This is a genomic window from Psychrobacter sp. AOP5-GZ1-6, assembly GCF_052376345.1.
Classification (GTDB): domain Bacteria; phylum Pseudomonadota; class Gammaproteobacteria; order Pseudomonadales; family Moraxellaceae; genus Psychrobacter.
Genome location: NZ_JBQSVP010000002.1, coordinates 40,805 through 61,093 on the forward strand (window position 1 = coordinate 40,805; position 20,289 = coordinate 61,093).

At 45.2% G+C, this 20,289-nt stretch carries 26 protein-coding genes and 1 pseudogene; 1 reads left to right on the forward strand and 26 read right to left on the reverse strand.

The features are described from left to right. The 9 genes and pseudogenes from ACT3RN_RS00640 to ACT3RN_RS00680 all read right to left on the reverse strand — a co-directional run bounded on the left by ACT3RN_RS00640 (position 1) and on the right by ACT3RN_RS00680 (position 8,465). On the reverse strand, positions 1 to 2,337 hold the full coding sequence (locus ACT3RN_RS00640; RefSeq protein WP_444518359.1) for a hypothetical protein: 2,337 nt from the start codon (positions 2,335 to 2,337) through the stop codon (positions 1 to 3). Positions 2,338 to 2,617: 280 nt separating this feature from the next. Then, a pseudogene (locus ACT3RN_RS00645) lies at positions 2,618 to 2,689 on the reverse strand. 116 nt (positions 2,690 to 2,805) lie between these two features. Further along, positions 2,806 to 4,356, reverse strand: a complete 1,551-nt coding sequence (locus tag ACT3RN_RS00650; protein WP_444518360.1) for a hypothetical protein — start codon at positions 4,354 to 4,356, stop codon at positions 2,806 to 2,808. A 9-nt stretch (positions 4,357 to 4,365) separates the two neighbouring features. After that, positions 4,366 to 4,911: a hypothetical protein gene (locus ACT3RN_RS00655; protein WP_225739047.1), complete on the reverse strand. Its 546-nt coding sequence runs from the start codon at positions 4,909 to 4,911 to the stop codon at positions 4,366 to 4,368. 2 nt (positions 4,912 to 4,913) lie between these two features. Further along, entirely contained in the window at positions 4,914 to 5,804 is an 891-nt protein-coding gene (locus ACT3RN_RS00660) for a hypothetical protein (RefSeq protein WP_444518361.1), read from the reverse strand. Positions 5,805 to 5,813: 9 nt separating this feature from the next. Continuing rightward, positions 5,814 to 6,740 (reverse strand): hypothetical protein, encoded by a 927-nt coding sequence (locus ACT3RN_RS00665; protein ID WP_444518362.1) that lies wholly within the window; start codon positions 6,738 to 6,740, stop codon positions 5,814 to 5,816. Between the two features lie 94 nt (positions 6,741 to 6,834). Beyond that, the gene (locus tag ACT3RN_RS00670) at positions 6,835 to 7,740 is read right to left on the reverse strand and encodes a BRO-N domain-containing protein (RefSeq protein WP_444518363.1); all 906 of its coding nucleotides are present in this window, start codon (positions 7,738 to 7,740) and stop codon (positions 6,835 to 6,837) included. 1 nt (position 7,741) lies between these two features. Further along, the gene (locus ACT3RN_RS00675) at positions 7,742 to 8,329 is read right to left on the reverse strand and encodes a Rha family transcriptional regulator (RefSeq protein WP_444518364.1); all 588 of its coding nucleotides are present in this window, start codon (positions 8,327 to 8,329) and stop codon (positions 7,742 to 7,744) included. Beyond that, on the reverse strand, positions 8,316 to 8,465 hold the full coding sequence (locus ACT3RN_RS00680; RefSeq protein WP_444518365.1) for an Arc family DNA-binding protein: 150 nt from the start codon (positions 8,463 to 8,465) through the stop codon (positions 8,316 to 8,318). Before ACT3RN_RS00680 ends, ACT3RN_RS00675 begins: the two co-directional genes overlap by 14 nt. A gap of 113 nt (positions 8,466 to 8,578) precedes the next feature. Here ACT3RN_RS00680 and ACT3RN_RS00685 point away from each other — a divergent pair, with 113 nt between their 5' ends. Continuing rightward, entirely contained in the window at positions 8,579 to 8,920 is a 342-nt protein-coding gene (locus tag ACT3RN_RS00685) for an Arc family DNA-binding protein (RefSeq protein ID WP_444518366.1), read from the forward strand. A 29-nt stretch (positions 8,921 to 8,949) separates the two neighbouring features. Here the strand turns inward: ACT3RN_RS00685 and ACT3RN_RS00690 are convergent, their stop codons facing one another. From ACT3RN_RS00690 to ACT3RN_RS00770, 17 genes are all read right to left on the reverse strand, one after another. After that, positions 8,950 to 9,201, reverse strand: coding sequence for a hypothetical protein (locus ACT3RN_RS00690; RefSeq protein ID WP_444518367.1), 252 nt, complete (start codon positions 9,199 to 9,201; stop codon positions 8,950 to 8,952). Between the two features lie 60 nt (positions 9,202 to 9,261). Next, complete coding sequence (locus tag ACT3RN_RS00695; protein WP_444518368.1) at positions 9,262 to 9,561, reverse strand: hypothetical protein; 300 nt, start codon at positions 9,559 to 9,561, stop codon at positions 9,262 to 9,264. Between the two features lie 82 nt (positions 9,562 to 9,643). Further along, positions 9,644 to 10,033: a lysozyme inhibitor LprI family protein gene (locus ACT3RN_RS00700; protein ID WP_444518369.1), complete on the reverse strand. Its 390-nt coding sequence runs from the start codon at positions 10,031 to 10,033 to the stop codon at positions 9,644 to 9,646. Further along, entirely contained in the window at positions 9,990 to 12,362 is a 2,373-nt protein-coding gene (locus tag ACT3RN_RS00705; protein ID WP_444518370.1) for a VgrG-related protein, read from the reverse strand. The genes ACT3RN_RS00700 and ACT3RN_RS00705 overlap by 44 nt, the downstream gene beginning before the upstream one ends. A gap of 72 nt (positions 12,363 to 12,434) precedes the next feature. Further along, positions 12,435 to 13,343 carry a hypothetical protein gene (locus ACT3RN_RS00710; RefSeq protein ID WP_444518371.1) on the reverse strand — a complete coding sequence of 303 codons (909 nt, stop codon included), beginning with the start codon at positions 13,341 to 13,343 and terminating at the stop codon, positions 12,435 to 12,437. Further along, positions 13,285 to 14,007 carry a helix-turn-helix transcriptional regulator gene (locus ACT3RN_RS00715; RefSeq protein WP_192518075.1) on the reverse strand — a complete coding sequence of 241 codons (723 nt, stop codon included), beginning with the start codon at positions 14,005 to 14,007 and terminating at the stop codon, positions 13,285 to 13,287. The genes ACT3RN_RS00710 and ACT3RN_RS00715 overlap by 59 nt, the downstream gene beginning before the upstream one ends. Positions 14,008 to 14,134: 127 nt before the next feature. Further along, positions 14,135 to 14,365: a hypothetical protein gene (locus ACT3RN_RS00720; protein WP_192518074.1), complete on the reverse strand. Its 231-nt coding sequence runs from the start codon at positions 14,363 to 14,365 to the stop codon at positions 14,135 to 14,137. After that, complete coding sequence (locus ACT3RN_RS00725; protein WP_192518073.1) at positions 14,362 to 15,711, reverse strand: BRO family protein; 1,350 nt, start codon at positions 15,709 to 15,711, stop codon at positions 14,362 to 14,364. Before ACT3RN_RS00725 ends, ACT3RN_RS00720 begins: the two co-directional genes overlap by 4 nt. Beyond that, entirely contained in the window at positions 15,708 to 16,178 is a 471-nt protein-coding gene (locus ACT3RN_RS00730; RefSeq protein ID WP_444518372.1) for a DUF1064 domain-containing protein, read from the reverse strand. Before ACT3RN_RS00730 ends, ACT3RN_RS00725 begins: the two co-directional genes overlap by 4 nt. 19 nt (positions 16,179 to 16,197) lie before the next feature. After that, entirely contained in the window at positions 16,198 to 16,503 is a 306-nt protein-coding gene (locus ACT3RN_RS00735) for a hypothetical protein (RefSeq protein WP_444518373.1), read from the reverse strand. Beyond that, a complete protein-coding gene (locus ACT3RN_RS00740) occupies positions 16,500 to 16,661 on the reverse strand; it encodes a hypothetical protein (protein ID WP_444518374.1) in 162 nt (53 codons plus the stop codon). The genes ACT3RN_RS00735 and ACT3RN_RS00740 overlap by 4 nt, the downstream gene beginning before the upstream one ends. Positions 16,662 to 16,663: 2 nt before the next feature. After that, positions 16,664 to 17,050, reverse strand: coding sequence for a hypothetical protein (locus ACT3RN_RS00745; RefSeq protein WP_444518375.1), 387 nt, complete (start codon positions 17,048 to 17,050; stop codon positions 16,664 to 16,666). Continuing rightward, a complete protein-coding gene (locus ACT3RN_RS00750) occupies positions 17,047 to 17,481 on the reverse strand; it encodes a class I SAM-dependent methyltransferase (RefSeq protein WP_192518124.1) in 435 nt (144 codons plus the stop codon). Before ACT3RN_RS00750 ends, ACT3RN_RS00745 begins: the two co-directional genes overlap by 4 nt. 32 nt (positions 17,482 to 17,513) lie before the next feature. Further along, positions 17,514 to 18,122: a replication protein P gene (locus ACT3RN_RS00755; protein WP_444518376.1), complete on the reverse strand. Its 609-nt coding sequence runs from the start codon at positions 18,120 to 18,122 to the stop codon at positions 17,514 to 17,516. Further along, a complete protein-coding gene (locus tag ACT3RN_RS00760) occupies positions 18,076 to 19,008 on the reverse strand; it encodes a hypothetical protein (protein ID WP_444518377.1) in 933 nt (310 codons plus the stop codon). Before ACT3RN_RS00760 ends, ACT3RN_RS00755 begins: the two co-directional genes overlap by 47 nt. After that, on the reverse strand, positions 19,005 to 19,424 hold the full coding sequence (locus ACT3RN_RS00765; RefSeq protein WP_444518378.1) for an HNH endonuclease: 420 nt from the start codon (positions 19,422 to 19,424) through the stop codon (positions 19,005 to 19,007). The genes ACT3RN_RS00760 and ACT3RN_RS00765 overlap by 4 nt, the downstream gene beginning before the upstream one ends. Before the next feature lie 56 nt (positions 19,425 to 19,480). Beyond that, complete coding sequence (locus tag ACT3RN_RS00770; protein WP_444518379.1) at positions 19,481 to 20,230, reverse strand: Rha family transcriptional regulator; 750 nt, start codon at positions 20,228 to 20,230, stop codon at positions 19,481 to 19,483. Positions 20,231 to 20,289 lie beyond the last annotated feature (59 nt).

The following is a 20,289-nucleotide window of genomic DNA, read 5'->3' on the forward strand; positions in this document are numbered from 1 at the left end:
TTAGCGCCCTTTGGTTGTGCCGCCTGATAGGTTATTGATGGTCACGCTACCTTCTTTTATGTAACCTGCTAGGCCGCCGCTGGCTGGTGAAGACTCCTTATAGTTACTATCGGTTGTCTCGGGCTTCGGGAAAAGTCGGAAAGTTGGCGGCTGCATAATTGTATCTTGCACGATCAAAGATTCAATTATGCCATTTTCACCATTTTCACCAATATCACCACCTTTACCACCCCGCGATTTAGATAGGTTAGGCCTAACGCTGGCTTTATAAAAATGGAACGGCCAATACGTGCCTACGCTGTACCCACCCACACCACCTGACGTAACGCCACCGTTAAGTGCTCTTTTGCAAAGCCCTGATAAATTGTAGCGCTCATACACTGAATCAGGCCAAATGTATTGAAAAAATACCCTGTCTTGTGTATCTGAATCAATATCCGATTTATATAAATCATAAACCTCCCCGTTAGGGATGGCTGATACAGCCTTGGGGAGTGTTGTTGGTACTTTGAGTGCTGGGCGAAAATTGAAGTTTTCTAGGGTGACTACGGATTGACTGGTGCTCTCTAAAATTACGGAAGGCACTTCAGCACTGGGTTTTATTTTGATGGTAGCGTTATTAGGCATAGCCTCAAGCGCTGATTTAATTAGGTTTAAATCAGGGTTTCTATTATCAGCTAAAAACCATTCTGCTGAACCCGCGTTAAGAGTCGCTAAGCCATAAGGCGCACCGCCACCTGACGCTGTACCGTTTTGATGACCCACTATAGCGGAACCTTCTCCTTCAACCTCATTGTAACTCCAAGCACCACCACCGCCACCGCCGCCACCGCCGCCAGCAATAACGCCATAATTATCGACCTCGATACTACCCTTAATGGCTGTGCCGCCGTTTTTGCCCGCTGTAGCCACATCCGATACTGAGAAACTGAAACTATTGCGATTATAGATATCAATAAGGGTGACTGCCCCCATACCACCATCACCGCCACGCCCTAAAATACGACCTCTATTTTCCACAACAATCTCAGCGCCGCTAGTCCAGTTACTACCCTCTATCATGGCTGGCGTGCTCGTATTAGGCGCTACAATGTCCACGCCAGCATCAACAATAAAACGCACCTTATCGGTTGCTGTTGGGTATGAGCCGCTTTGCTGTTTGTAATACTCAGCCAGATCAATACCATTGGTGGTGCTTTGCGTTATATGTAGGGCTGTCTCATTATGTCCAGCGTCATTGACTGGCACGTTTATTGATAGGTTGGCTGGTGCGCCCACCGTTAGTCGAACGTGCTTTTGCGGTTCTGCCACGTTATCGTCGGGCGTAGTAGTAAAGTCGATGACCGCTTGCCCGTTTCTGAGTATGACCGTGCCGCTATCGGTTTTATCTGGACTTGTTATATCGTTATTACTGCCGTTTAAAGCACCCTCTTTTACCGACCAGTTAAGTATTTGACCGTCTGGTAGATTGTTAGCCGTTACCGTAAATCGCACTGCACCGCCTTCATTAATCGAGGTCTTACTGGCTTTTACATTCCATACTGTCGCAATAACATCGTCTGGATTGTAGCGCTCAAACGTATGTGTTGTTTGCAATGGGTAGACGTGAGGGCGTGCGCCGCTGGCTAGTACCTCTGTCATGCCTTTTTGACCTAAAACAAGGCCGTAAGTATTAATAAATGGATCACTAGGATCTGACGACACAAAGATCTTGCCCGTAACTCGACGCCAAGCGGTATCTAAGCCAAGAATGTCATCAAAGATAGGCTTAGGATTGACTGGCTCATGTGAATGGTACTGATAACCCATCGGGTAAAGCGCACGCATCGCAAGTTGGAAACGGTTTTTATTCAAGTATTGCGGGTGAGGATCTGGCGCGGCTAAATGATTCTCCATCATTACAATGGATAGCGCCCCATTGGTATCGGTGGTGACTGTTATATTACTGGCATCAATATCATCTAGCGACAAGCCAAGGGCAATAACAAAAGTGACATCAGGGTGCAAGCTAAACAAAGGCGCAGCATTCGAGCCTGCAATCGCAAACAATACGTTGTCATCGGTCATCAAGCCAATCTCGTAAATATCGGTTATAACATTCGCCGTCATCGAGCTGGTAAAGCGCAAGGTATTGCTTTGAGCCTCAACATCCCCTGACACAATACTACCGCGCTTAAACTCAGTCGTGAGTGCGGTCTCATTGCCTGTCACGGCGCGCTTTTTGGTGCCGACTGCTACTTGTGTTAGATTGATTTTGAGTTGTGCTGAATCTGCATTAGCAGCGAAGGCGGCTTGCTTGCCAGCCTCGGTGATCGTAAAAATAATAGGGTCTGCCATTGTTTTAATCCAATAATCAGTATAGTAATGAGTATTAGTTTAACGTGTGCCGGCAAGTACGGTGGGTGGTGTTCCAGTGTGCGATAGACCTATTGATATAGGTCGTAAGACGTTGCTTTATGGGTGTATAAACGTCTTTTAATCAGCGAGAAAACACAAAATGATGTGAGATAACTTTAGACATCGAGGTGTAGCTTGCGGTGTAATTTAGACATTCACGTCTAACTTTAGACCAACTTTAGACATTAAAAAACCCACCTAAATTAATAGATGGGCTTTGCGATTGTGGTTGGACTCGAACCAACGCCACATTATACGATGGTAATTGCTCTACCGACTGAGCTACACAACCTAGTTTACGCCTTACGCGAACCTTTGTTAGTCAGCTAGTTTCATGCTGTGCACATCAAATAGGAACCCCTGCTCGATACAATCTGCTAGCACAATAATTATAACAGACATTCATAGCTAAAGCATAGCTGCCAGCTCGTTTAAATCCTCCCATTGCTCTTTATCCTTCACGCTACCGACAAACTCCGCCTTGTTGACTGGTGAATAACTAATCCGCTCCATAAAGCCAAACGCAAAAGTATCTGCTAAATCGGGTGAGGTGATGCCGTCTTTTGCCATGTCTTTTTTACTGACAATGCCCCAGCGTGAACGCTCATCAAAGAAGTACGGTAAGCGGCTCATTTGCGTTTCCATATCCTTAATCATCTGGTACTGAGCACGCACCTTATCACTCACGCTAAAGATACCGCGCTCAACCGATTTTGCCATTGAGACATAGGCATGAGCACGTTTATTAAAGTAAAGCGCTTTCAAGTTATTGTTAAAACAAGGCACGCCCCAGTTGACCGTTTCAAAGTACAAGCCTTCAGACTTGAGTAGCTGACACAATCCCATGCCAGCACCCATTGGATCAATAACTAGCGTTGCCCCTGCATACTCAGCCATGACGCTATAAATATTGGCTTTTAGCTCATTGATATTAGCGCGATTGCTAAACAGCGGTATATCAGCCACATGGACATGACGCTCAATACGCCCGTTATAGTCTTTATCAACAACTTTCATCACCGTGATAACGCTATGATCTCGTCCAACGTCACCGCCCACATCGACTGTCACAATATAACCGTACTCGTCATCCTCAGTCACGACTGGCTTACGTGCCAGCATATTAGTGATCTCAGTACGAGTGAGTAAGTATTTGCCTTTGAGTTCGGGGAATATACCACGTATGCGAATCAAATAGCCTGGGTGATCGCGGCTGCCATATTGATATAACGCCTCAACCAATTTTGTTTTACTGACCAGTGGCGACTTTTCACCGTTGAATATGAGGTTTACCCATATACCGCCACCAGTGAGGCTTAATGTGTGGTGCGTATCGTAGAAAAACCCTGTGCTAGTAGCGGGCTGGCTTGTGAGTACGGCGCGGTTATTCTCATGCGTCAATGCACCGATGACAACCTCCATCACCTCGTCATCAATACCAGCCGCTTCATCACCCCATACCATGTAGTAATCGCCATGCTGACCAGCGATATTGGTTGGCGAGTGTTTAGGCGCGGTTTTAGCGAACACAAACCACGTATCTTTAAAGTTTTTAATGTAGATTTTTTCAGCGAGCACCACCACAAAATCAGCAAGCCAGCCAACTGCGGGATTATTCTTGAGTCGCTGCAAACAGATATTAATCTCTTTCCATACGACTGTGCGTAGCTGTCCAATTTGCGGTGCTGTGAATAGCATGACTGATTCAGGATAAAACAGCAGATGCCATAAAGCGACGATGCCAGCCGACCTAGATTTACCTGTACCATGACCAGACGCCACAGTGGTTCGACTGCCAGGCACGACAATCGACTTAAAAAGCGTTTCTTGCTGCGGGGTTACGCCCTGACCATTGGCATAAGTCATTCCTAACGCTTCGACGGCAAAGCGTGTTATGTCATAGCGATACCGCTTACATACCTCACGCCACTCTGGTAGCTCATATAGATTCTCAATCACTAAAAAGCCTTAGATGCTAAACGGCATCATTTCAAACTCACTGTCATCATCATCCTCTAGCGGTTCACCATCGTCACTAGGCTGGCGTGTAATAACATAACCCCCATGTGCCTGTCTTGCTGCCCAAATAGCAAGAAGTACCGCGATATGCCCGTTATTCATCCCCATGCTGTCAAAGTCAAGGGCACGCCCGCGCTCGTCAAACTTGCGCGTCTGGATAACATTTTTTGGATCATAACGTGCCAGCGAGTCATCAATGCTTAAAAGACCTGCTGCATTAGCCGCCTTGTAAGCACTCATAACCGTACTCATCTGCTCCTTCTCATTAAACGCCATGCCCCAATGTCCAAAAAGATTAGGCGTATCAGTAACGACAATCGTATTCTCTTTGGCTTTTGGCTGATCCTTCCAGTGATCTTGCTTGGCGACTAATATTTTGCCACTGTCAGCCGATGTCACTGCAAGTATGCGCACCGGATCACCGTCATAGCTTGCGGCTCGTGCGTCAATAGTAACTAGGTTGGGATTGGTGGGCTTGGCTGGCGTGTTGGTCATAATCAGTCTTTAACCTCACTCTGAGTAATAACCCCAGTGTCAGGATCAGCATTAACCCGCGTATGCCTGCCAGCGGCTTTGTCAATCACATCAGCCTCAATAACCACGCCATTTAGCGACTCTGGTGGGTCACGATGGCCTTGCACTGGTGGCAAGCCTGGTGGAATACTTCCGTCTGGCTCTCCCGTGTCCGTTATATCGTCGTCAAGATGACCTAAGCCAACCACCGTAGGCTCAAGTCCTACGACCACACAATCAACCGTAGCACCATGAATGTTTTTAATGCCGACATCGATTTTGTCAGGATAAAGCGTGTTTTCAACGACCTTAAAGTTCCATTTGTCTTTGACAATAGACGTGCCAGCAAAACCAAGCTCATAAGCCACGTCAAAACTACGCTTGCCCTCATGTGTCCAAAAGTTTACAAACTGCTTGGCAATGGATGAGGCGGCGTGAGGATCAGCGGCAAAAAAGGCAATTTGACAGCGATAAGCAATAGCAGCGGTACGAAGTTGCACCACACGCTGCAATGGGTCCGCTGGCACGATGACATTTAGCCAGTTGGCGTTAGGCTGCACAATGTCACGCTCAGGTGGTGACTCAATAGCACTAATGGCTGTCACCATCATGGGTAGATATACAGAGGTGCCGCTATTGGTGGTATCGCCCATCGCCTTAGCGTTTTCGTTTTGCTGCACCGCTTTTAGCATGGCCTCAGCGTCATCTATCATGCCCGTCTTTGAAACGATGATAGCGCCCTCAATGCGGCGCGTTTTCCAGTCACGGATAGACTTTTGACCAGAAGGCGAACACCATTGCCTAAAGTCGCGTAGCACCATGCCCCACGCCATTTGCATAGACTCAAGGGGTGATAGTAGTCTGTTGTTGCTCATACCCACCCCTTAGCGCTTACCAAATAAGAAAACACGCTCAGTCTTACGCTCGCTATCCAAGTGCGTTTTTTTAGCGCTCTCAGTAGTGCGTAAATCTTTGTCGCTAGTACCTTGATCGTTAAAGCTGTCCCATTGGGCGGCAATCTCACTAAATGGCACTGACGGGCAGACAAGGTTGTCAAATAGCACTTCTTTGCGGCTGGCACGTTTGGCTTGGATGTTCTTTTGACGCAACTCACGATTAATCGCCTCTTCTTGAGCGGCGACCACTTCATTCTGGTAGTGATTAATCATAGCGTCCGACTGAATAGCCGTTAAGATACTGTCGTACTGGTGGACAATGGCTGTCTCTAATGCTGACTTGATAGCGGATTGCTGCGAGGTCATGCCAGCGACACTATCAAATGCAAATTCACCATCCTCTTGCTCGATGAATAGCGCGTCAAAAAGTCCGTCACCGCGATTGGTGTTGTAGTTTGGCTGGCGCACAAAGTCATAGCCGTAAAAGCCTGTGACATCATACAACCCGCCAGCGCCACGTTTGCGCATGACAGCACTAGAAAAGCCGCCTACTTTGTTGGCATATAGGCGCTCTGAGTATTTACCGCTATCAGTGTCTAAAAACTCATGCTGCGTTGAGACATTGCCACTATTATCAGCCGATAACTTGATAGTGCGGATAGCTGGTTCAATGCGGATTGTTTCATTAGTATTAGGGTTTACCCAAACGTCTGGCGGATTCATACCGAAACGTCCACGCAACTCATGGCCATAATAGCCGTACATATCACCGCTATTGACCAGCTCTTGTGTGCGGCTTGAGTTGATGTTATCAACCATCGACTGAACGCTTACGTCTGATCTATCTGTACCGATATCTTTTGAGCGACCACGATCACTCAAGTTATAAGTAATCAGTTTTGTTTTCTTAGCCATGAAAAAAGCCCCTTAAGTAAGCATAGTTAATATACTTAGTTTAAGGGGCTTTGCTGTGGTGCTGGCTGGGGTGTTCCTAGTCGTTAATTTATCGTTATTGCCCTAATCGCTTAACAGCTTCATTGATAATGCTAGGCAACTGCTTTTTATCTGCAAATTGTACGACACTAGCAATACTCTCACTACTCACAACCGCATGTTCATCAGGGATGAACCCAACGACTGGTTTTCCGTTGTGGTCAAAATTCAGCATCATGCGGTTATGTCTAATCATACTAACAATAAAGGCCTGGCATATTTCCTCTGTATCAAACTCTGGGTATTTTGGCAGTGTATTGCCGCCCGCAACAACTATTTTCCGCAGCATGTCAACATAGTCCATTATCTCGCCTTTAACATTCATAATGTATTGATTATGAGTGAAGCTACTGATAGGGGTTGCTGGCATGGTCGCTTTTAATGAGTAGCTGTGAATATACTCAACGGCTTGCGGTACTTGTTCAACCGTTAAGCATTCAACATCGTCAACATTGAAGCGCTGATGAACCATCTTCCAAATATCGCTATAGATAGCACCGCTTTTCTTGCAGTGCATGTTTACGGCATCAACCAATGGCTTGCGGTCTACTGTTGTGGATAATTGATTTGGTGCTTGTGCTGGAGCACCAACCTCTTTATCGAGAATGTCAAGCACCCACTTACGAAACTGCTTAGCGATATCGGTACGGGCGAACATTGCGAGTAAGTGGCAGCCTCGAAGGGAGAAAATGCGTATTTTTGCTCGCAAACCCTTTGTTTTCGACGAGACCACCGATACGGTTGTCTCGATAACCTGACTCAGGTTATCGCTAAATTCATCTGCATTAGCGTTATACAACTTGTTTATTGATGTTGAGTTTTTATAACCTAGTGCTTTGGCTATTTCTTTAGACGTTAGCCATATTTGACCATTCTGTTCAACTGGGTTAAAATTAACGTCGTTAAAGGTTAAATTGTTCATATTAGTTTCCTTTGATTAGTAAGTTGGCAGATACATCTTTGTGGGTGGTATCTGCTTTTTCTTGTCCAAAATTTAGTACTAACTGCATTTGCTTTTCTAGCTTATCTAAGCGCTCCTGCAAATCAGGTTTAACTTGCTTGCCTAGCACTGCTAATGCCCTTCCTGCATCACTAGCGTTTTTAGAGGCTGTATCATAAGCGATAGACACTTTATTGTATTGATACATTAGGCTGCTTTGACGCTGGTTAAGAATCTCGCTCATACGATTAAATTCATTGATATAAGCCTCCTTTAGTTTAGCGGCTTGCTTACCTGTAAAACCCATAACCAAAAACATTAAGCCGTCTTTGGTCATACTATAATGATCGGTTCTTTTTGTATCTTTGTTTTGATAGACTCCTTTGCTGTCGGTGTAAGTCATTGATTCTATTACTAACGCAAAATTTCGTTGACTAAACTCTTCTGAACAATCAAGCTTGGTTATCGCCCTCAACACATCAGAATGACGCTTGCCAAAAAACTTAGCAACGACCAGTGAGGTTGTTTTAGGTACTTCATTTTCTATTGATACCAATTCAAGTGGTAGCATTACTGTCCTTCTCCTTTTCAATTATCATATTTAACTGCGCGGTAATTGATCGATGGTTTTTGATAGCATGCTCTTTCAACCATTCCAGCAACTCAGCGCGTACTCTAAAGTTAACCTGCTTGTCTTTTTTCTTCATTACCAATCCTTATTTATGCTTTAATATTAAAGCAGAACCATTAAAGCATAATGCTTTATTGAAAAGCAAGCATTATGCTTTATAATGTTTATAAAAAATGCAGGTAGATAGGTATGAGTGAAAACGAGATAGTGCAAGTAAACTTTCGAATGCCTAAAGAGCTAAAGGATAAATTAGAATACTCAGCGACAGCTAATGGGCGCTCTATTACGTCTGAACTTACGACTAGACTGGAAGATAGCTTTGCAGGCGTGACAAATACCAACGAGTTTAGCGAGAAGCTACAAGATATGGCTGGCGAGCTGGTAGCTTTGAGTACAGAGAATAGAGAGCTACGCCGCTTATACACTGAGGCTGTTAACTCTAATTTTGATAAGATTCCAAAAGGATTGAAATCAAAATACGGGGTTTTACTCAACGAACTTTTAGAAGACGAAAAAAAACCCACCGATTGATTGGTGGGTTTTTCGTGTTTAACTAAAGGTTATCCACCTAGAAATTCCTCAATACCTACTATAACAATAGCAATATAATGAGCAATGAATCTATAGAAAATGAATGCAACAACAATTGCCAGTACCATTGCAAAAGCACCGCCCAGAATCTCCTTTGACCAGTGATAAAAACCAACACCAGCCAGAAAAGAAAGACCATTACGCACATAGAAATAAGTTTTTCTTTGGCTCGATGTACTAAGTAAGTGTCGCCCTTGTGATCTTCTAGAGTTTTTTGCCATCATAAATACCTTTGATAAATATAAGTGAATACTATCTAAATGCCATTCAACTAATTTTGATTAAGGCCTTACTATAAAAGAAAACTCGTCTGCAAAATCAGCACACATACGCTTCTTATTATCCGCCTCGTTGTATTGATTCTGAAAATCAGCGATACCTTCTTTTAAGGCATTCTCTAACTGAGTTCCTTTACCAAACCTGCCAGCCAACGCCATACATTTACCCGCATCTTCAATAATAGCATCGCTATAAGTATTATATCCACAATGTAGCTGCGCTGACGTAGCAAGTCCGTGCTCATACATTAACTGCATACAGTTGTAGTCATCACTTGCCAGCGCTGGCGTGAACAAGCTCAATGATAAGCCTGTCGCAATACCAGTTTTTACTAAAATATTTTGTTATCTCATACAAAAACACCTTTCGTAACGGTTGGTTGTTTTACCTTAGGATATTGGAAATCTCATTATCCAACTCAATACGCCTTTGGTGTGTGTAATTTATCAAACAACTGTTATGCTCCATTGTATAAGCACTACCACCCTTAAGGTGTCTTGCAGAAAACTTGCAAGATTTATCTCTAAAGTCAATCCATGCCCGTTGCGCCAATTTTAATTGATTTTTCTCATTGCTATCCAATAAATCCTGTAATTTGCCATATGACTTATTCAATTGGCGATCTTCGACCGATAAATGAGTTGCGGTGCACTCATTAAGGTCGTTTTGATAGTAAGCGTTATCGCAATAGTTAGCGGCTTGTGCTGGCAAGCATAAACCTGCCAGCAAACTAACCCCACATACGATCTTGACCAAACCCGCCTGTAACTGCATGTGCTAATCCCCTATCCGACAAATTTTGATTAATTGTATCATTACTTGATTGCAATATAACAGGTTTATTGCTGCCGCCGCTGTCTAGACGCTCTTTGATCTTAGGCGCGGCAGGTATTTTAAGGACAGGCGAAGCTGGCATGTTAGCAGGTGCATAGCCTGTATTGCTGCCAGCGGGCGTGCTTGAGTTGAAAATCATAGGCTTATTTTCACTAAAGCTGCTATTAGCAATATTCGCCTTCTTGGTCTTTTCAGGAACCATACTGCCCATACTTACGCCCAGCGCACTGCTATTGTTTTTGGCCTTACCTGCCAGCGATTTATCAGCCTCTTTACTGGCTGGCTGTTTTTGCGTGACGGTATCTGCCACCGCGTTTTTAACGTCCGACACTTTAGCGATAGCCAATACGTCCGCTTTCTCGCTCTTAATACGTTTTCGAACGCCAGCTCTTACGTTTGCCGAGCTGCTTTTAAAGTCGCTATCAACGTAACGTTCTTTGTCTGCATAAAGCGCCTTTAACACGGCCTCGTTATCGCTCATATCAACGCCTGATTCTGATACCCGCTTAAACCGTGACTTATGGTTCGCGCCGTATTGCGTTGAATGTGAGTAGATAGCCTCCTGAATACCGCGATTTTTGGTGTCAAAACCATATTCCTCCGCAATTTTCTTGGCTGGCATGTAATGCGTTCGAGTAATGTAGTCTTGCTGCGATTTCTTAAACTCATCACCGCGGCGATTGGCCACGTCTTTATACTTGGTGTTAAACGCTGCTGATCCGGCCGACAAGCCCGCAAATTCACCGGCAAACTTTTGGCCATCCGGACTTTTTAAGAACGCCGCCATGGTACCGGTTTTTGATGATAACTGGTGCGTGCCATAAGACACACCGCCATGATCACCCGCGCCAGTCGATACGGTACCAACGCCGCGGCCGCCTGACTCGTATTTTTCTGCAACCGATCCTAAATCAGCAAGCCCCAGCGCTTCAGCAAGCCCCGCGCCAGTAGCAGACACGCCGTTACCCATGTCCGTCATTTGCTGATCGATCCATGCGCTCATCTTGCCAGCCATCTCATCCATACGACTAAAGAAAGGCTTAATACCATCATTCCACTTATCACTCATTTTCTTAGGCAAGTTATAAGCAGTAATAGAGTTCGTCCAATCCTCAATATAAGGGGATGCCGCTGCGCCTAATGCTTCACCTGCACCGCTACCAAGCCAGTAACCAACACCACCGCCAATAATGCCACCAATAGCCGTGCCAATAACTGGCACAACCGAACCTATGGTCGCGCCTGCTGCTGCCCCTGCCAATGCGCCGCCAGCACCACCAGCAACACCGCCCACACCTGCGCTCTTCTCCTTGTGATTGAGGCCGTCCCAATCCATAGCAAGCGAACCTGCCCCAATCGCTGCCCCAATATAAGGTAGCTTTCTACCCAATCCTCTTACTAAGCCGCCACCTAACCCGCCTAGTCTACCAAGAAGCCCGCGACGACCACGACCACCGCGTCTGTTGCGACCACCGCCACCCAGTAAGCCACCCAGTAAGCCGCCACCAGAACCACCACTGCCTTGCTTTTTAATCGCCTTCCATATTTTATCTAATAACTTCTCATTCTCACGATTGTGCCGCGTCTCATCATTAGACAATGGTTCGCGGCGCTTCATCGATTTAAACTTTGACCAACTAAATTTAGCGGCACGTCCGGCAAGCTTGCCAGCGCGTCCGATAGGAGATAGCAGCTCTTTAGCCTCTCTAATACTATCAAGCATCGGGTCCATGCCGCTAACATCGCTACCAAAGCCGCCCATACCACCACCAGGCAAGCCAAAACCTCTTTTGCTATTACTACCATCCGATATAAAGCGCCCATTGGCATCACGCTCACGTCGAGCATTATCGGGTGAGTTGTTGCTTGAGCTTGTACTGCGATTACTTGAGCCGGATGAATTGCTACCACGATCAGCTGCGCTTGAGCTGGCACGGCTAATCGTTGAGCGACTAGCTGAACCGCTAGATGATCTATTGCTATTACGGTTATTGGTGCCATCGGTACTAGCTGAAGAGGATATACGCGGGCGTCTATCGAGCGAGCTTGAGCGCGTGCGACTTATGCTTGCGCTGGCTTGTGATTCGCTACGATAGTTTGCGGATTTAACAGCGCGGGTAAGCTCTCGCATTCGTGTGTTGCCAATTTGGTTTTGGCTCTTGAGTATCTGAATGATCTCTTGCGTATCATCATGGACGTTATCAATCCCGTCCTTCATGCGATTAATGCCAACGATAAAGCCGTTAGCATCGTAATTTAGGGTAGTCATAATTGAGTGCCTGTATGTGTGTTAAGTCACTCAATTATCGCACTTGCCAGCGTTTAAGCGCCTTGGTGTTCCTTAGTCGTCAACTTGCGTATAGTCTATCTCTTCTATGTCGTCGTCATCGTCTGGCTCAGGCGTGCGCCCAAAGTCGCCACTACTGGCTGTCTCCTTAATCCACTCAAGCCTATCATCAAGCTCAGCCTTCAATCTATCCCTTGCTTCTCGTTCTTGCCCGTCAATATCACCCAATGCCTCAAGCGCTCCTAATCGTCTATCTTGGTCGGACTGGCTAAAGTCTTCTGGGGTGATTCCGCATAAAGGCAATTCTACCTCGCTTATTGTCTTTGAAGCACGAGTGGTCACATCGAGCGCGTTGGCCAAAATATTTATCACTGCTATCTTTTTTTGTATGGTCTCAGGATCAGCGTCTATGTCCTCTAAATCATCAAGCAAACTGAGCGAAAGTGAAACCACATTGTCTTGAATATCGCCTTGTTTTTCCCATCTTTTACGGTGTTTAATAATCATGGTGGCGCGTTGCTTTGCGCTCATGACAATATTGTCGGTTATTTTCTTAATAACTTCGTTTTTTGGTGCGTTGGTGCGTGGTTTTTGGTCATTTTGTGCTTTATTAGTTTTAGAGCGCACCAACTTTGTTTTTTGTGCTTTTTGGTGCGTAGTATTCTGCTTGTTTTGCTCGCTTGGTGCGTGTTTTTTATTGCCTTTGATGCTCTTTTTTTTAGGTGATACGAGGTTGTTTTTAACCCACTCTTCTTTGCGTCGCCTCCTACCAACCGAAGTATGAGACTTAGGCGCATCCTCACCAAAATGAGTGGTAAGCTGGTCAGCAAGCTCTCTGTCAGTAATGATTGGTGTGTTTTCCCATATTAATTGTGCCGACTCCCAAACATCATCAGTAATATAATCAGCCACAATCCACCCCCACAAACACATCGTCAGGGTTAGCGGTAAAGCTATCGTCATTCAAGGTCTTAGGCTTGGCTAGCGGTATGCTGTACTGATAATGCTTATCACGATCTGCAAGCAATCTATGTCGATCCTCTTTATCGACACGCGCGGCTATCTGTGCCATCTGCATATCAACGGCTTGCACCTGTCTTGCCTGCTTAACCTCGATATCTCTAATAACCTGCATAACATCGCCTATCGCCTGATAAGTAGGGCTACCCACTACCGTGTTAGCGCTATCAGTCTTAGCAGTCTGGCAAAGCCTTTTTGCGCTGGCCAGCAATGCTTCGTGGTCGTTTTTACAGATAGATTTAACATGAGTCACCATGACGCTGGCAAGCTCAGTCGTTAGCATCTGAATAAGACTTTGAGACTGATTAACCACATGATTGACCGTACCTGCCAGCATATCAAGCTCAGGCTCACATGATAAGCCTAGGATATAATCCATTGATTGCCCATATAAATCTTGAAAAATAAGAAGGTCTGCCAGCGATAGATTGTGCTTGCCGTTTTCAATCTCGCTGATGCGATTGCGATTGTTTGACACACCCCATACCGCTTGCATGACCTCTGTTTGACTCATGCCAGCGTTACGCCTTGCCGCTGCCAAGTTTAGACCGACAGTCACATTAATACTTTTTAAATCACGCTTAGTAAAACCTAGTCGCTTAGCCATAGTGCATCCCTGAGATAATGAACATTGCAGCCACTTTGCAATGCAGATATAATCAACTCGCTATCGTTGTTCAGATCAAAAACTTATGTAATATCCAAACGTCCTTGCCTGCCAGCTTGGACGTTTTTTATTTATGTGCTACCGCAAAAACCCTGTGCTGCCAATCCCTACGGTCAAACCCTTGTCCAAAACACTGCTCACGCTTACTCATATCAACGCAATAATGGCGAGCTTTGTTGCACTCCAAATCTGCCTTGCTAGCCTCGTGACCCCATAACTTGCCGTTACTATCTACAGTTAAGCATTTAACCCAGCGGGGCATTGACGCTATCAAGCTTTTGGTGATTAATTTATTCATGCGCTCACCTCGCTACAAGACGCCTCACCTGCCAGCGCCATGTAAGCGGCACCGTCAAGATAATTATCTTCTTTGTGCTCGCCCTGCTCTGACCTTGCCAGCTTGAGACACGCCATAAACTTATAACCTTGTGCTGGTGTCATCTTGATACTCGTCAACGCCTCAAACATAGCTACAATCTTATCCATGCTACGTTCAGCACCATTGCCATTTTTATCGTATGACTTGCCACGTTCAACCATTGTTGCCACTGCCTCATTGAGTATCTGCGCGGCTTTGGGCGCATCACACTCCACGCTCAACTGGTGCTCGTTCATGCGCTCGCTTGCAGCGTCATACGCCTTATTGAAAAACGCCGCACCTCTATCACTACCCACAGCAGCATCAAACCTAACATTGAGCGATTGACCAAACGTCTGCGCTGGCGTGTCATCGTTGAATGTGTCGTCTTTCAATTTTTCTTTAGCCAATAGCATTACCTGAATCTCCTCCTTGCCTTTACCAAAACAACACCTTAAACAAGCACCGTTATTCGTAATAAACCCGCTATCCGTCGAGCCAGCCTGACACCGACTTTCACATAGCGGGCAAGACGTTGCTGTGCAGTCTTTTTTTGGTATAGTTGTCTTTACTTCGCTATCATTAGCCAGCGACTCAGGTATAGCGGGCGTCATCTTAGGCACAACAGTCATAGCGATAAACTGTCGCAAGTCATCACAAAGCTGGCCACCCCTATCTATCAAAATGCGGCGTAGCCCGTTATTGCTTACAAAAGACGCTCTAGTAGTTACATTGACCTTGTTAGGTATATTTAATAAACAAGCACTTTTCTTAGTGGCATGCTCTCTAACATACTTATCAAAAGCGGGTTGGTGTATCTTAATAATCTCTGCCACATCGCCTTTCCTAAAATAAATATCGTTATCTATAAAGACAGCCGTTAATCTTTTTTTATTAAGATTAAAATAATAGATGTTTAAATCAGCATCTTTATCGACATCAATAGGATCAATATTTAACCGATCAGCTTTAAGCGCTGGCACAATGCTATCCCTAATAGCCAATCTCAAGCTGTCTGTCTTACCATCACGCCGCCCTTGCAATATGCTGAAACACCCTTTTTCAGATATGAATCTATGGCGGTTTAAGCCGCTATGCTCGTTCTCCATCAAAAAGTAAGTCAGATCACTGTCAGTCACATGGTTGGTTAATGATTTACGCAAATTACCCACCCCTAACGCTTCACCAAGCTGGTAGAACGCTAACCACAACTTGCCATCTGCCACAACCGTAGTTATTGGCGAATTATTTACGTTAAAGCTAAAACCCCTCTTAACATCACTCATAAAATAAATTCCTTATTGTTTTTAACCGTGGTTTCGTAAATGATGATCCCGTACTTATGGGCCATCTGTTTTGATTTATCGATATAAGTTCTAGTGCGCCTACCCTTAAAATCCTCTACCACCTCGCAATTTTTCTCGATATTAAAATAAACAAAATCAGCGATATAGTTCATGGCGTTATGCGTGATCTTGCCAGCCTCATCGCGCATCGTAGGGGTCAGCTCAAACGGTACTTGCAAACGTATGTCTCTGATCCGCCCCTGCCTCTCAAATCGCTTTAAGTGACAGTAGCGGTCCCCTTCACCCGTGCTATCAAATCTTATGCCGTCGATGACGACTGGAATATTATTATGCTTAGATTTTTTAGCGCCTTTTGCGGGCCATAATCGCGCTATCTTTGCCGCGTTTGCCTGACCAACTTTACTTTCAGTGATGTTCGACCATCTAATAGCTGTTTTACGTGCCAATTTACCGCCCTCCTGCTGTTTAAATTGTTCTTACACCCGAATGTACCGAGTCGATAACAAGGGCACTTAAATCGTCATCCAATGCGCCGCCTTCTTTATCCCACTGCATAGGATCGTTATGCCTGATGCCGTCTATCTCGATAGCGCTACATGAGTAACGCTGTAAATCGATGTTGTATGTCAAACCAATCACGAAATCTCCTGCCTTGGTCACTGCGACGTTTTTAAAGTACGTCATGGCGTTCGGCTTGCCAGCTTTGAGCGCTTGCTGGCGAGCTAGGTACTTCTGCTCGCCTGGCGTGTAGTCGGATGGGTCTTTTTTCACTGCTCAATCCTATCTATCGCACTGTTTTGCCAATCCGTCGTATCACAAGCGACGTAACCTAGTTTTTCGTGATAGTCGTTCTGAATTGGCGGCCAGTCAGTGGCTGTGATCTTGCCGATTTCTTTGTATATTTGCTTTTGCGCTTTCTTGATACTCATACCTAACCCCACTTCTTAAAATCAATAACCCAGACCCAATCATTGTTCTTATAAGCACCTAGACCGTACTTTTCGTCCCACACATCATCAAAATAACGAACATCATCCACAAGGCTTAACTGAGACTGGTCGCTTTTGCTGCCCTTGCGCTTAGGGTATCCGCAAGCCCTAGCGTCCTGTTCGTTTACATCCCGTATGCGCTCAATCCTAATACCAGTTACTTTTACATTTAAACCAGTACCAATGCCTACCCTGCTATCAATCCCCAATGATGGGTGGTGCAATCCGCTACTAGGGTATTTATCAGGCGGTATCGGCATTCTTGCCTGAGTTACTCTGCCAGTAATGACGCCTATTTTTTCAGCATCATTTAGTATTATCGCCTTCACACTGCCTCCTTCAAAAAACATATCCAATGAGTGTTTGAGCGCTTTCCGCTACGATGCCCGACTACTGGCTTTTGGTCTGTCAGTGCCAAAATGTCTTTTACTGGAATCTGATCTTCATTCCACTTGAATATCAATGTGCCGTTGGGCTTAAGCACTCTGAAACATTCCGCAAAACCATCTCTGATCATAATTGGCCAAGTTTCATCGAGTTTGCCGTACTTGAGTGCCATCCATGAATCCTTGCCAGCTTTACGCAAGTGAGGCGGGTCAAAAACGACCATGTGAAACTGCTCATCATCAAACTGCAGGTCGGTAAAATCCATTACCATATCTGGCTCGATAATCAATTCGCGGCCATCGCATAGCGTGTGCTGCTCACTGCGTTTGTCTGTAAACACCGCTCGTTCATCCTTTTTATCAAACCAAAACATTCTGCTGCCGCAACAAGGGTCTAGTATTAGCTTCACACCGCCACCCTCCGCAACTCTGCCAACTGCTCACTGATCTTCTTATCCACCTCACTACCTGCCTGCACTGGATGATGACTGTGTGCAATCTGACGCTCCACTGGCACTAAAGACAACGTGCCAGCCTCATGCTCGCTGCAAACCTGCTCATAAACCTTGCTGAAATAGCTCAGAAACTTGTTGTCTGCGGTTTTGAGCCTACCCATGCCAACTCTGTGCGCTGTTAGCTGTACGACATCGTGGAGCCACTGACGCTTGACGTACTTGTCTTCGATCAAGCCGCTTTGACTGCAAGCGTTATCAAAAGCTTCTGTGGCTGAGGGGTACGTATCAATCTCACCTTGCTTGCATAGCTTGATAAACTTGTAAGCTCGCTCTACTGGATAATCCTGCTGCTTCATTGCTTGCCAGCGTCCACGTTGGTACTGTTCGCCGTTGATACCTGACTCTAGTAGCTCAACTGCCCATTCGCGTGCCTTGGCTGGCGTGTAACGATGTTCTTTGTTGTCAAACAATGCGCCGTACTCTTCTTTGAGTTCTGCAAAAAGATTTAAGACTCTAGCTGTAGCAGTCTGTATGGCTGTCGGGCTGTACTTCGATTCCAAACTCTTCGTTAAACTCTCGCTGCATCCGCTGTTTGTACTCGTCTGTAGTTTCTCTGCGAGGTTTGCTGTTAGCTGATTGGTTGTTTGCATGAGTGTTTCCTTGAGTGTTGTTTGTTGGCTGTGGGTGTGCATTGATGTACCATTTTTCATCGAATCCCGCCCAAGCTCTCATTACCCAATAACTAAAGATGTTTTCTAAGGTATGACCAGTTGCTTGCTGTGCTCTTTCAATCGAATTATTAATCCGTGTCCAAGCTGTTTGAGATTCTACTGCTCGTTTCTTTTTTCTAAGCCCTAACAAGTCATTCCAAGTTTGGTCTGATACTTGCTCTGGTTTTACTGGTTTAAACTTATCGTTAGTTGGTTTTTTAGCTGAAGGACTACTCTCTTTAGTATCTGTAAGTAATCTAGTGGTACTCTCTGTAATGGCAGTGTCAATTTGACCCGATGTAGATTGGTTCAATCTGACCTTCTCATTGGTGCAATCTGACCCAATGGAAGCGCAATCTGACCCAATGCTATCTCTCAACTCATCTATTTTTCTTTTCTTGATTTTTACATCTATCTTTTGCACTTCTTTTTCATTGATTGTGTAGAAATTGATGTGATACCCAGTGTGCTTAGATAGCTTCTTAGACTCGATTAGTTTCATTTTTTTAAGGCTAGCTATAGTCCGCTTAAGCGTGCTCTCTGACATAAAGCAAAACTCTTTTTCAACCCAGTCTTTAGTGGTGTTATAAACCCATCGCTTGCCGTCGTGGATATTGGTGGAGCGCTGTATCCAGTAGTTTATTTGCTGCAAGACAATGGCTTCATTGGTGCCTATCTCGCGTGCAAGGCTTGGTATGAAGGCAATCAAGCGCTCATCTAATAAAATATTGCTCATCGTGCCTGCCTCCATTCTTCCATCGTCTTAGTGCCCTTACTGCTATTGCATGATCTGCATAGCGTATGCAGGTTGTCTTCGTCGTTTAACCCACCTCTAATAACGGGCAGTTTATGATCTATGGATAAGTCTTTGTGGCTATTGCAGTTGGTGCATCGGTACTCGTCACGCTCATAAACAAATATTCTTAAACTAGGGTTTATCGGTTTTCTTGATGGCGTTAAATCATTAGAGGACGTAACAGTTACTGGCTGTTGTGGGTTATACGGCCTGAACTCTTCAATAGCCTCATTAAACAACTGGTGGATATAGCCGAAATTACCATCGCCCCATCTATGTATGTGCTGCGAGCGCTCCAAAGCCATACGAATATGGAATTTGAACTGAGCTACCGACTCCTGCTCTAACTCCTCCATTACTTTTATGTGGGCGGATAAATCGCTATCGAAATGCACTATGTTGTGCTCGCTCATTACACTACCCTCAACTGGCTAGATGGCTTGTTCTGCATCATTTTTGCGATATGCGCCACGCCTGCTGCAGTAAATTTAACCTGCACTGTCACAAGGTTTTTACCGTTCTTGCCTGCATAGCTTGTGATTTTTTGAGTCATAAAGCCTTGCTTGATACGGTGCGAGTAAGCCCTTAACTTGCCTTTGTCATCGCGGTACATAAACCTTGATGACACTGGCTTGTTTTCATCGGTACAACGCGCTATAAACTTGCGCTCTGGTATGCCAACCGTGTTTGCTGTCTCACGTATGCCAAGAGAGCCTTTAGCGTGACTGAGCGTGTCTAATGCCGCTGCTTTAGGTTTTAACTCTGTGACTTGAGCTTGCGCCGCCTCTTTAGCTCTGTATTGCTCCGCCCAGGCAATCGCTGCATCTGCTGGATTTGTAAAGTCCGGTAGTGCTGGCATGACCGGTTGGCTGGCTTGCGCCTCCAGTTCTTGCCAGCGCTTAATCACCGCATATCTAAAACGTGAGTTATAGCCAGCGACTAAAGTGAGTGTTAAATCCTTGTTTAAACTAATCTCTGACGTATAGCCGCGACTATCAAAAACCTCTTTAAAATCAGCATCATCCATAGATGGATCATCTATCCGTGATAGCATTGACCGAATATCGCGTATGACATGCGAGTGATCTTTCTTGGTGAGCGCTGCGATTTCACGACTGCTCATTGTTTTGCTAATGTCAGTTACTTGCATAATGTTGTTCATAGATATATACTCCAATTTCTTAGTTAGTGTTTTGAGGCCTTTGAGTTCGCATCTCTTAG